The sequence below is a fragment of the Streptomyces sp. DS1-CR2 genome (assembly GCF_055760475.1).
Genome location: NZ_CM147085.1, coordinates 8282727 through 8295066 on the forward strand (window position 1 = coordinate 8282727; position 12340 = coordinate 8295066).

At 67.8% G+C, this 12340-nt stretch carries 9 protein-coding genes; 8 read left to right on the forward strand and 1 reads right to left on the reverse strand.

The genetic code is table 11. The annotated features are described in order from the left end of the window. The gene (locus ACY0PA_RS38695) at positions 1-444 is read left to right on the forward strand and encodes a hypothetical protein (RefSeq protein ID WP_473082025.1); all 444 of its coding nucleotides are present in this window, start codon (positions 1-3) and stop codon (positions 442-444) included. A 581-nt stretch (positions 445-1025) separates the two neighbouring features. On the opposite strand, the gene ACY0PA_RS38700 is transcribed toward ACY0PA_RS38695, so the two are convergent. Then, a complete protein-coding gene (locus ACY0PA_RS38700) occupies positions 1026-3425 on the reverse strand; it encodes a GH32 C-terminal domain-containing protein (protein ID WP_473082026.1) in 2400 nt (799 codons plus the stop codon). Between the two features lie 272 nt (positions 3426-3697). Here ACY0PA_RS38700 and ACY0PA_RS38705 point away from each other — a divergent pair, with 272 nt between their 5' ends. The 7 genes from ACY0PA_RS38705 (at position 3698) to ACY0PA_RS38735 (ending at position 12316) form a co-directional block, all read left to right on the forward strand. Continuing rightward, positions 3698-4714 (forward strand): LacI family DNA-binding transcriptional regulator, encoded by a 1017-nt coding sequence (locus ACY0PA_RS38705; RefSeq protein WP_473086568.1) that lies wholly within the window; start codon positions 3698-3700, stop codon positions 4712-4714. A gap of 85 nt (positions 4715-4799) precedes the next feature. Next, positions 4800-6128 (forward strand): ABC transporter substrate-binding protein, encoded by a 1329-nt coding sequence (locus ACY0PA_RS38710; RefSeq protein WP_473082027.1) that lies wholly within the window; start codon positions 4800-4802, stop codon positions 6126-6128. Positions 6129-6225: 97 nt separating this feature from the next. Continuing rightward, positions 6226-7191, forward strand: coding sequence for a carbohydrate ABC transporter permease (locus ACY0PA_RS38715; RefSeq protein WP_473082028.1), 966 nt, complete (start codon positions 6226-6228; stop codon positions 7189-7191). Then, positions 7188-8063, forward strand: a complete 876-nt coding sequence (locus tag ACY0PA_RS38720) for a carbohydrate ABC transporter permease (protein ID WP_473082029.1) — start codon at positions 7188-7190, stop codon at positions 8061-8063. The genes ACY0PA_RS38715 and ACY0PA_RS38720 overlap by 4 nt, the downstream gene beginning before the upstream one ends. Positions 8064-8140: 77 nt before the next feature. After that, complete coding sequence (locus ACY0PA_RS38725; RefSeq protein ID WP_473082030.1) at positions 8141-9574, forward strand: glycoside hydrolase family 32 protein; 1434 nt, start codon at positions 8141-8143, stop codon at positions 9572-9574. A 218-nt stretch (positions 9575-9792) separates the two neighbouring features. Continuing rightward, complete coding sequence (locus ACY0PA_RS38730) at positions 9793-10821, forward strand: LacI family DNA-binding transcriptional regulator (protein ID WP_473082031.1); 1029 nt, start codon at positions 9793-9795, stop codon at positions 10819-10821. 106 nt (positions 10822-10927) lie between these two features. After that, positions 10928-12316: a glycoside hydrolase family 172 protein gene (locus tag ACY0PA_RS38735; protein ID WP_473082032.1), complete on the forward strand. Its 1389-nt coding sequence runs from the start codon at positions 10928-10930 to the stop codon at positions 12314-12316. Positions 12317-12340: the final 24 nt, after the last annotated feature.

Here is a 12340-nt window from a genome sequence, read left to right on the forward strand (position 1 = left end):
ATGAAGGGGAGCCGCCTCCAACTCCACGACGTCATCTTCCATGGCGTGGTGACCGTGAACACGGCCGCCGGACCCAAGCGGGTACTCAAGTTCTCTGCAGCGGCCGTGACGATCCGCGACCTGAAGATGGCGGTACCCGACGGCCCGCAGATCCAGCACATCGACGGAGCGCCCGGTTCCACATCCACGCTCCGGGGCGACAACATCACCATGTACGTCGAAAGCCTGACAGGCACACTCTCCGGCGTCGAAAACATTCCCACACCGCCCGTCCTCCGCCTGCACCTCACCCCCGACACCGTGCCGGAGTGGCTCTACGACACGATCGGGAAACTCGGCCTCAAGCTCCAACTCAGCCTGAACGACGCCGACATCGACCAGGCCGGACAGACAGGCGGAAAACTCGTCATCCCGGGGATTCACGGGTACGGAACGCCACGCTGAAGTCGGGCGCAAGCGGCTACGGCCGGTCGTGGCCATGGATGGCGGCACCGGACCACGGCTGTGTCGCGCGTACGGTGGTCCGTTTGGTCCGTTTGGTCGGGCGGCGAAAGCGACGGCCAGGGGCGAGCGGGCGGCGCGGTGTGGTGCCCGGTCGGTGTGACCGCCAGGGCGGTCGCCGCGTCCTGGCAACCCACGTCACGCCCCGCCGAGCGTGGTCGGCCACAGGATCGCGAAGGCCCGGACAGGCACCGAATCGTCGGTGATCGTGCAGGTGTAGGCAGCCACCGCGAGTATGGCTACCACGGTTGGACGTGGCAGCCATACCGCGCCGCGCAGGGCGTGCATCCCGTTGCGCGAACGAATACAGCGGGAGCCCTGCGGCCCGTTCAGCCTCCTGGTCCCGGTCTCCGCGGCCGGCCACGAGCGTGGCGCATGCAGTGCTCACCGCTCTCGGGCGCTGGCGGCCCCGTCCGCCGGCCCAACCGGTGCCCAACTCTCCGCCACCGACCACGACCTGCACTCGTCACGGGCAGCCGGTGAAAGCGACCTGGCTCCGGAGCGCCCTGGGCCGGCCACCGGCGTCAGAGCGCCATGCTCCCCATCTTCCAGACGGTCAAAGACGTGACGGTGCTGCCTTCGCCGAAGAGCTGCAGGCCCAGGGAGTCCTTGCGGGCGGGGTACGCCCGGGTTGTGATGGAGCGGTGCGCGTTCGCGTACGCCTCGATGATCGAACGGTCGACGAACATGTCCAACGTCAGCTTGCCATCGTCCAGGGCGAGTTGGCCCTTCTGGATTCCGAGGTCCGGCACGGCGCTGGAGACGTTGCCGGAGCGGGTTCGGTCCACTCCCAGCTCTGAGGTATCCGTGTCGTGGAAGAGGCGGGTGCGTTCTTCGTCGCCCGGGCTGCGCAGCACGTCGAGGCCGAACGTGGCGGCGCTGCCCGCCTCCATCACCAGCTTGACGTGGAGCAAGTCTCCCTTGACCGCGGCCAGGGCGGTGTTCGCGTCCGCAACGGACGTAGGCCTGTCGATGGCCAGGAGGGCCTCGCCGGCGTGGAGGTTCGCAACCTCGGCCACGGGCTCGAATGCGAGGTCTCCGTCCTCCCGCATGGTCAGCGCGATCGGGAGTCCCGCGTTGTGCGCCCATCCGGAGTCGTAGTGCCCCTGTTCGGAGCGTCGGTCCTGGGCGATGGTGAAGACGAGGGAGCGGCCCTTGTCGTCGACCATGCCGCTGGGGCCGGTGAAGTGGTCGCCGTAGTCGAGCAGGCGCGGCTCGGTGTCGTCGGGCGTCCAGGTGCGGGAGCGGCCGTCCCAGGTGCCGACCCAGTAGAAGACGTACTTGCTGCTGTACTCGCCCGGTCCTGCGGGGAAGGCGGGGTTGACGAGCAGTGCACGGCGCTCGCGGCCTTGTGCGTCCTTCCCGATCGGCAGGAAGGTGGGCAGTTCCCATACCTGCCCTGTCTTGGGGTGGGCGGCGACGTCCCCGACCATCAACGGTCCCACGTACGTCCAGTCGGTGAGGTTCGTGGAGGTGTAGAGGAGTGCCGTGCCGCCGACGTCGGTGCCCGAGGAGGTCTGGACGCCGGAGCCCACCAGTTGGAACCAGGTGTCGCCCTCCTTCCAGACGAACGGGTCACGGAAGTCTCCGAAGCGGACCTTGCGATCCGCGCCGACGTCAAGATCGGCCCGCTGGCTGATCACGAGCGTGGGGTGCATGGTCCACTCCACGAAGTCGGGATCGCCCGCGTCGACGGGGCGGGCGAGGCCAACGGCCTGGTTGGGGCGCTGGGAGTCGTTGCCGGCGGTGAACAGCAAGGCCGGGACGCCGTTCGCGTCGAGGGTCGAAGCCCCGGACCAGACGCCGTCCGGAGCCACGCTGTCGGCCGTGGCTGCGAGTGCGACGGGCAGGTCGCGCCAGTGCACCAGGTCCTCGCTGACCGCGTGCCCCCAGCAGATGTTGTGCCAGTAAGGGCCGTGCGAGTTGTGCTGGTAGAAGAGGTGGTACCGGCCGTCGACCTGGATGGGGGCATGCGGTTCGTTCATCCAGTGGTTGGGCGCGGTGAAGTGGTAGGCGGGGCGGTAGCGGTCGCCGTCGTAGCGTGAACGGTCCATCGCCATGCCGGCCTCGGGGATCGTTCCGTCGGAGAAGGTATTGAGGTCCGCAGCGTGGCTGGCCCTGACTTCGGCGTCAGTCAGGGCGCCGCCGTGAAGCTTCAGTTCGTCGATCAGACCGTTGAACATGTTCACCGCGAACGTGCCGTTGATGACGGCGGGTTGGTTGTGCCGTCCGACGAGCAGCGGAACGTCCGCCTTGCTCAGCCGGGCGGTCGCCGGGATCGCTGTCTGGGCGACCGGTTCACCGTTGAGGTACAGCCTGAGCGCACCGTCGCCGGGGGAGAACACCGCCGCGATATGCGCCCACTTGCCCGCGGCCAGTGCGGCGGACTTCGGCACGGTTACCTCGTACCAGACGTCTCCCGTGCCGATCCCGAACTGCCACACGCCATGCCTGCCGACGCCCAGGCAGAAGCCGCGCTGTGCACCCTTGTCCTGCTGGTTGATGACGACGGAGGGCTTGCCCTCGTCTCCCCACTCGAAGGCGCGCGGCGCGACCCAGGCTTCGACGGTCAGCCCGTCAGTGGGAAGCGTGGTCTCTGCAGCCCCGCGCGCGATCCAGGTGGAGTAGCCATCGAAGAGCAGTGCCCCGGAGAGGACTCCGTCCGCGTCCCGCTTCGCGCTCCACAGCGGATCGCTGTCCGGCTTGTAGACAGCGTCATTGAAGACGTAGTTGACCGGGTTCGTGGTGTGTGTGATCTCTTCCTGAGTTGTCGTGCCGGTCCCCTCCGGGAAGTCCCAGTAGGCGGCGAGGCCGGCGGCCAGGCGGTGGGGTGCGCGTGCCGAGGCCTGGGCCGGCCGGGAGAGCGGGACGAGCGCGCCGCCGGCGGCGACGGACAGGACGCGCAGGACTGTTCTTCTCTTCATGGCGACTCCTGAGCAGTCAGTGATGCCAAATCGGTTTACCACTGCGGACCGGAGGCATCGTTTGGCGGCTGAAGCTGCTAACGCAAGAGCTAACGCAACACGGGTTACATCAACGTGTCATCAATTCAGAAGCAACTGCCCATAGCGGCGGCGTTTGTTGATTCCGGATGTCCGAGGCATTGACAGGCCGCGGCACGGGCAGCATCCTCATCGGCACTTGCTAATCCGATTTAACAGAGGTTGAGAAGTCGATGCCCGGGAACCGAGTGACCATGGCCGACGTGGCACGACGCGCGGGGGTGTCCCCGACGACGGCGTCCTTTGCGCTGTCGGGCCGTACCGACATGCGGATCTCGGATGCGGCCCGGGACAAGGTCCTGGCCGCGGCTGCCGACTTGGGCTATCGCCCCAATGTCACCGCGCGCAGCCTGCGGACGAAGTCGAGCCAGACCATCGGATTCGTCTCCGACACCATCACCACCACGCCCTTCGCCGGAGAGGTGATCCGCGGCGCGCTGGACGCGGCGCGGGAGAAGGACCATCTGCTCTTCATCACGGAGACGGGTGGAGACCGGGCAGTGGAGTCCGGCCTGGTCAACGGCCTGTTGGACCGGCAGGTCGACGCCGTCATCTACGCGGCGATGTACACGCACTACGTCACCCCGCCCCCCGAGCTGCACGGCCGACGCGTGGTGCTGCTCAATTGCCTGGCCCCGGGCTTCGACGCACCGTCGGTGATCCCCGACGAGCTCGAGGCCGGTCGGACGGCGGGGCGCGCGCTGCTGGCCGCGGGGCACACCGCGGGCGTCTGGGCCATCGGTGGCCATCAAGCGATCCCTGTCACTCCGGACGGCGTGTTCGCCGGCCTCGAGCGCATGCGTGGCCTGCAGGAGGTCCTGCGGGACGCGGGGGTCGGCCTCGACGGTGTGGCCGAGTGCGACTGGGGGGCCGAGGACGGCTACCGGGAAGTGCGTGGATTGCTCGCCGCCGGGCAGCGTCCGCGCGCACTGGTGTGCTCCACCGACCGGGTGTCCTTCGGTGCCTACCAGGCTCTGGCCGAGGCCGGACTCTCTGTCCCGCAGGACGTATCCGTCGTGTCGTTCGACGACCAGGACATCGCCGGCTGGCTCAAGCCGGCTCTCACCACGGTCGCCCTGCCCCACCACGAACTCGGCCGCCGGGCCGTCGAGTTGATTCTCGGCGACGGGCCGCTCGGCGCGTCGACCCACCGCGTTCCCATGCCCCTGCGGGAACGCGAGTCCATCGGGCCTTCCCGCCAAGTGGACTGACCTCAGCACATCCGGTGGGACCGGGGTGCCACCCGGCCCCACCGCAGGCCATCCGTGTCCTCAACTCAAGAACGGACGAACTTCAATGCGCAGAACCATCGTAGTCGCGGCCTGCGCCGCCCTGGGCCTGACAGTCAGCGGTTGCTCAGGATCAGGCGGTACTGCCTCCTCCGGAGGCTCGTCGTGCGACGGGAAAATCGACGGAAAGCGGACGATCAGCACCTTCTACCACGGCGGAGGTGCTGAAAAGAAGACGTTCCTCAACGTGGTCAAGAACTTCAACAAGAGTCAGCGCCAGGTCACGGTGAAGGTGCAGAGCGTTCCCGAGGGCACGTACAACGACGCCGTCCAGGCCGCCTCGGCGTCCGACAAGCTGCCTGACGTCCTCGACTTCGACGGGCCCAACCTCTACAACTACGCCTGGAACGGCGACCTGATACCGCTGGGCGACTGCCTCAAGGCCTCTACCCGCAAGGATCTGCTGCCGTCGATCGTCCAACAGGGCACCTACAACGACAAGTTGTACGGTGTCGGCGCGTTCGACTCCGGCGTCGTCCTCTACGCATACAAGTCCGCCCTCAAGAAGGTCGGTGCCCGCGTCCCCACCGGCGCCGACGACGCCTGGACCGCTGCCGAATTCACCGACGTCCTCGGCAAGTTGAAGAAGGCGGGCTACTCCCGGCCCCTCGACATGCACATGTGGTACGGGCGTCAGGGGGAGTGGTTCTCCTACGCCTTCAGCCCCATCGTGCAGTCCGCGGGCGGCGACCTGATCAACCGGGACGGATACACGACGGCGGCGGGAGCGCTGGACAAGCCCGAGGTCGTCAAGGCGATGAAGACCTTCCAGTCCTGGTACACGCAGAAGTACGTGGACACCGAGGCTCAGGACGACACCCCGTTCCTGAAGAAGACGAGCCCGATCGCCTGGAACGGCATGTGGGCCTACAAGAACGGCTACAAGAAGGCGGCCGGCGACGACCTCGCCGTCATCCCCCTTCCCGACTTCGGCACCGGCTCGAAGACGGGCATGGGTTCCTGGCAGTTCGGCATCACGCGGAAGGCCGAGGACCCTGACGCGGCAGCCGCGTTCCTGGAGTACCTGCTCACCAAGAAGAGCCTGCTCACCATGTACGACTCCGTCGGCGCCCCGCCCTCGACCACGACGGCGCTCAAGGCCACCGACATCTACGCACCCGGCGGCCCGATGAGCCTGGTGACGGACAGCCTCAACAAGGCACCCAAGGTAGCGGTGCCCCGTCCCCAGACCCCGGCCTATCCCGCGATCACGCAGGCGTTCTCCCAGGCCATCGACGACATCAGCCTCGGCAAGGACGTCCCGGGCGCGCTGAAGAAGGCGGTCGACACGATCGACCAGGACATCAAGGACAACGACGGCTACCCCGCCCAGTAAAGCCGTCCCGGTGCGGCGGCATGCCCCGAACTGCCGCCGCACCGGGCGCTCCACGCTCCATCACCGCCCCATGTCCTGCGCCTTGAGGTGACGCACCATGTCCCACACCACCCTCGACAAGCCCGCCCAGGGGGCGCCGCCGCCCCCGGTGGCTCGACGCCGCACACCATCCCGGGCGAGCAGCCGAGGCCGCTTCGCCGCGATCCTGTTCTCCGCCCCGGCAGTTGCCCTGTTGGCCGTCTTCCTGATCTTCCCGTTCGCTTCCGCCGCCGTCCTGTCGTTCACCAACCAACGGCTGTCCTCGCCGCTCCCGGTGGAGTTCACCGGTCTGGAGAACTACCAGCGCATCTTCACCGACGTGCAGTTCTGGCGGTCGTTCGGCAACAACACACTGTTCGCGATCATCGTCGTACCCGTACAGACGGCCGCCGCCCTGGCTCTGGCCGTCCTGGTCAACCGACGTCTGCCGATGCGGCTCTTCTTCCGCACGGTCTATTTCCTGCCCACCGTGACAGTGATGGCCGTCGCCTCCGTCGTGTGGAAGGTGCTCCTGCTCCCCGACTCGGGCCTCGTGAACGGGGTATTGGGCACGCTGACCTTCGGACATCTGCACCCCGGCTGGCTCTCCAGCACGAGTTGGGCGATGCCGGCGATCGTGGTGACCTCGGTCTGGCAGGGCGTCGGATTCCAGATGGTGATCTTCCTGGCCGGTCTCCAGGCCATCCCCGCGTCTCTCTACGAGGCGGCCCGAGTCGACGGAGCCAACGCGTGGCAGCAGTTCCGCCACGTCACGCTGCCGGGCCTGCGCAACACCCTGGTGTTCGTGATCAATGTGACGGCGATCTTCGCCTTCCGCCTCTTCGATCAGGTCTACATGATGCCGCAGTTCCCAGGCGGGCCCACGGACTCCACTCGCACGATGATGCTGCAACTGCTGCAGACCGGATACACCCGACGCATGATCGGTCAGGCTTCCGCGATCGCCGTCGTCTTCTTCCTGTTCGTTCTCGCCGTCACGCTTGTCCAGCGCCGGCTCGGCCGTGAGGAGCGCGCCGTCCGATGACCCTTTCCACCGCCCCCGGACGCCGCTCCGCGAAGCGCCCCCGCCGCCGCACCCACAACCTGCCGATCCACTACCTCATCTGCGGACTCATCGCGCTGGTCATGCTGCTCCCGCTGGCCTTCATGTTCGCGGGCGCACTCAAACCCAACGCGGACGTCCTGGCCGACGGAGGCAGTTGGCGCGCCCTGATCCCTCTCCACCCGACGCTCGACAACTTCAGCAGTGCCTGGGAACGTTCGAACTTCGGGCGGCTGCTGCTCAATTCCCTCATCGTGTGCGGCGCCACCGTCGGACTCGGCCTCATCGTCAACAGCATGTTCGGCTACGCGCTCGCCCGGCTGCGCTGGACCGGCCGCAACGTCGTGCTCGCGGCCGTGGTCGCGCTCATCATCATCCCGTTCGAGGCGCTCGCCATCCCGCTCCTGCTGATGATGACGGAGCTGGGCTGGCTGGACAGCTACCAAGCGCAGATCGTGCCCTTCATCGCCAACCCGTTCTTCATCTACCTCTTCTACTCGTTCTTCCTTGCACTGCCCCGAGAGCTGGAGGAGGCCGCGCGGGTGGATGGAGCCGGGCCCTGGCGAACCTTCCGCAGCATCATCGTGCCGCTCTCGAAGCCGGCCTACGCGTCGGTGGCGATCCTGAGCTTCCTGATGACCTGGGGGCAGTTGCTGTGGCCGGTCATGGCCACGCGAAGCGAGGGCGTACGGCCGCTGCCGGTGGGGATGGCAGTCTTCCAGACACTGCCGCCCCTGCAGTGGGGCGACATCATGGCCTTCGCCGCGATGATGACCGTCCCGACCCTCGTGGTGTTCCTGATCTTCCAGCGTGCCTTCGTCCAGGGCGTGGCGGCACAGGCGGTCAAGGAGTGACCCCACGTGCTCGCTCTCCCCTCGCTGTACCGGGCGGCGTCCCATCCCCTCCTCCCTCTCACATCGAAAGGCGGCCCATGGGCGACGACCGCATACGGGACCCGCACCTCCCCGAGGTGCACCTCCGGCCGCCGGCCAACTGGATCAACGATCCCAACGGCCTCGTCCACCACGATGGCTGGTACCACGTCTTCTTCCAGCACAACCCCCAGGCACCCACGCACGACCACGTCCACTGGGGCCACTACCGCAGCCGGGACCTGCTGCGGTGGGAACCACAACCGCTCGCGCTCGCTCCCGACTTCGGGCGGCCCGACGAAGACGGGTGCTTCTCCGGGAACGCCGTCTCGCACAACGGCAGGATCACCGCCTTCTACTCGGCACATCGGGTCGGCGACCCCTGGCAGCCCGTCGCCGCGGCCGATTCCGGTCCGGACGGGAGCACCTTCGTCAAGCGGCCCGAACTCCTGGTACCGGAAGCCCCGTTGGGGGTGACCACGTTCCGCGATCCGTACGTATGGCGAGACGGTGACCGCTGGCGCATGCTCGTCGGCGCCGGCTACGCCGACGGTGATGGTGCCGCACTGTCGTACACGTCGTCCGACCTCACCGCCTGGGCCTACGACGGCGCTCTCCACCGACGGGCGGACACGACGCCGAACGGCTCCGCGATCCGCACGGGCGAGGCGTGGGAGTGTCCCCAGCTTGCCGTCTACGACGACGGGCGTGTCCTGCTGCTCACGAGCGCCTGGTACCAGCGCACGGGCCCGTCCCACGTCGTGGCCTGGAGCGGTCGTCGCGACGACGGCGGCATTCGGTTCCAGGACGGGACCCGCTTCGATCACGGGCCCGACTTCTACGCTCCCGCCTTGATGCGCGCTCCAGGGGGGCGGTGGCTTCTGTGGGGCTGGTCCTGGGAGGCGCGCGCCGATTCGTGTGCCAAGGAAGCTGGCTGGGCCGGAGTCCTGACTGTCCCGCGGGAACTGACCCTGCGGCGTGACGGCAGCCCTCACCAGGCGCCGGCGCGCGAGTTGACCGATCTGCGCACGCATACGTGGCAGCAGACCCGCCGAGCAGAGCCGGAATCCACATCCGTGCTCGGCACAGTCAGCGCCGCAGCCGACATCTGTGTCCGCCTCGGCTTCGCCCGGGACCCGGCTTGGGGACTGCGGATCATGTGGGGGCCGGAAGCCGGCTACCTCGACCTGGAGATCCGGGACGGTGCGTTGACCGTCGACCGCGGGCTCGCCTCAGCCGACACCCGGGCGCATGTGGGCGCTTACAGGATGCCACTGCCCGAGCTGGTCCCGGGAGGGGAGATCGAGCTGCGGATCATCCTGGACCATTCCATCGCGGAGATCTTCAGCGGCGCCGGAGAGGCCATGACGATCCGCTTCTACCCCGCAGAGTGCGATACATGGACCTTGGTGTCCCGTGGCATCGCGACCGACGAGGTCGATGTGACCGTGGAAGCGCATGCGCTGCGGTCACCGGACGCCGCTCCTGCGTGAGCGGTGGGGCGTGGCTGGGACCGTACGTATCGCGCCACCTGTGTGCGTACGGTCTTGCGGCCTGCCCTCAGTCGCGGCAGCGCGAGGTTCCTCGACGCCAACTCATTGACACTCCCAGAGCGCCGGAGCACAATCGAGGAAAACGTTTCGCGCAAACGTTTTACATCGCGGCATCGCTGCCGTGACCCAGAGGTTTGCGAAGGAGAGGTATCCAGTTCGTGGCGACCATCGTGGACGTGGCGGAAAGGGCCGGGGTGTCGATCTCGACCGTCTCCCACGTGGTGAACGGGACCCGGCGGGTGGCCGAAAAGACGCGCGCCAGCGTGCTGAAGGCCATCGAGGAGACGGGCTACCGTCAGGACACGCTCGCCCGGTCGCTGCGTCGCTCGCTCACGGACTCCATCGGCCTGGTCGTCTCAGACACCGGGCAGCCGGCCTTCGCGGACATGGTGCGCGGTGTCGAGGCCGAAGCCACGAAAGCGGGGTACACCCTGCTCCTGGCCAACTCCGGCGAGGACCCCGAGCGGGAGGCGCGGACGCTGGATGTGCTCAGCGCACGCAGGGTGGACGGCCTGATCGTGGCGCCGTCCGCGGGTTCTTCGGGGCAGGAGATCGACGCGATCCGGAACTCGGGCACCCCGGTGGTGCTGATGGACCGTGTCGGCAGTGGCGAGTCCGGCGACCAGGTCGGCGTGGAGAACCTCGCGCCGGTACGGGAGTTGGTCTCCCACCTCGTCGGACACGGTTGTCGTGCGATCGCCGTGGCCGCGGGAAATCTCGACGTGTCCACGGTCTCGGAGCGTTACCTCGGCTACGCCCAGGCTGTGACGGAGGCCGGATTCACGGTGGATCCGGGCTATGTCATCACCGGGTCCGGGCTCTCGCAGGAGACGCGCGCCGCCGCACTCGACATGCTCCGGGGGAGTGGCTCGCTCGCGCCGCCCGACGCGGTGGTGTGCTCCAGTACGGAAACGGCGATCGGGGTCCTGGAGGCCGCTGCCCGTCTGGGGCTGCGCATCCCGGACGACCTCAAGATCGCCGTGTTCGACGGGTTCCCGCACGCCGACCTGTTCGAGCCGCGCCTGACGACGGTCGAGCAGCCGGCCTTCGAGATCGGGGCCACCGCGATGCGACTGCTGCAGAAGCGGATCACAGAGAAACCCGGTGACGGAGAGGAGCGGGGGAGCGAGGTCATCCGCCTCAAGCCCCGCATCGTCTACCGCACTTCGTGCGGCTGCCCCTCCTGAGTCTGCGCCCGGCAGCGCACCCATAGGCAAGAAGAAGGCGGTGGTGGGGGAGGTCCAGTCCCCCACCACCGGAATTCAGTGACAGCATCACCGAAAGGCGCAGTCTATGCCGTCCCTCGACCACCTCACCCAGGCGAAGAAGGCGCGCACCGTACGCGTCTCCAGCTGGGACCAGCGCGGCCGCAACCAGGACTACTGGACGACACCCGCGCACTCCACTCGCGTACTGGCCGACATCGAGGGCCCCGGCCGGATCACGCACCTGTGGATGACCCAGTTCTGCCGCCGGACCTTCGGGGCCGGCCTCATCGACCCGCTCGAGGCGGACACCGTCGCTCCGGTCATGGAGATCCACAACGCTCTGGGCGTGAACTGGGAGGAGCCGGACCCGGACTACTACCGCAAGGTCCTGCTCCGCATCACCTGGGACGACGAAGAGCAGCCCGCCGTCCTCGTGCCGCTCGGCGACTTCTTCGGCGTCGGCCACTCCATGCCCAACAGCTATGAGTCGGCGCTGTTCACCGTCTCCGCCAAGCCCGAGGAGTCACTGATCTTCGGCGGCAGCGCGGCCCTGAACTGCTGGGCGCCGATGCCGTTCAACAAGCGCGCGAAGATCGAGATCGTCAACGAGAACGACCTGCCGCTCCAGCAGTACTTCTACGTCGACTATGAGCTCTACCCCGAGGAACTCCCGGCGGACACCCTCTACTTCCACGCGAAGTGGAACCGCAGCAACCCCTGCAACGGCTGGGCACCGGACCTGCAGACCAACAGCCCTGAGGTCAACATCGTCGACGACACCGGCGAGGACAACTACGTCGTGCTCGACGTCGAGGGAAGGGGCCATTACGTCGGCTGCAACCTCTCCGTCTTCCACCGCCAGGGCAGTTGGTGGGGCGAGGGCAACGACATGATCTGGATCGACGACGACTTCCGCGAGGACGGCACCACCGTCTTCCCGCCCTCCCTGCACGGCACCGGCACCGAGGACTACTTCAACCACGCCTGGGGAATGCAGAAGAACGCATACCTCTACCACGGCGCGATCGTCCACGAGGGCGACGTCCCGGGCTACGCGGTCAACTACCGCCAGCACGTGGTCGATCCGGTCCGCTTCGAGGACCGCATCAAGGTGTCCATCGAACACGGCCACGGCAACCACCTCTCCGACGACTGGGCCTCGACCGCGTACTGGTACCAGGCACTGCCGTCCCCGCCGGCCGCCATCCTGCCGCTGGAGGACCGACTCCCGGTCCGCCCGGCCGCCCATCCGCGGCCCGAGCCCTCGCCCCGCCACGGGACGACCGCCGAGGAGATCGCCGAGATGCGCGCCGCGTACGAGGTGCGGTGGCAGCGCTACCAGGAGCGCCTCGCCGAGCGCACCCGGCAGCGCGGTGAGCGCTCGCTGGCGGAGTCGCAGGCGAACGCGCGGCACTCCGCCGACCTGCGCCGCCGCTACGACGCGCACAACTCCCTTACCAGCAGCGAGAACTGACCCGCGCCCACCGAATCCCCGAGA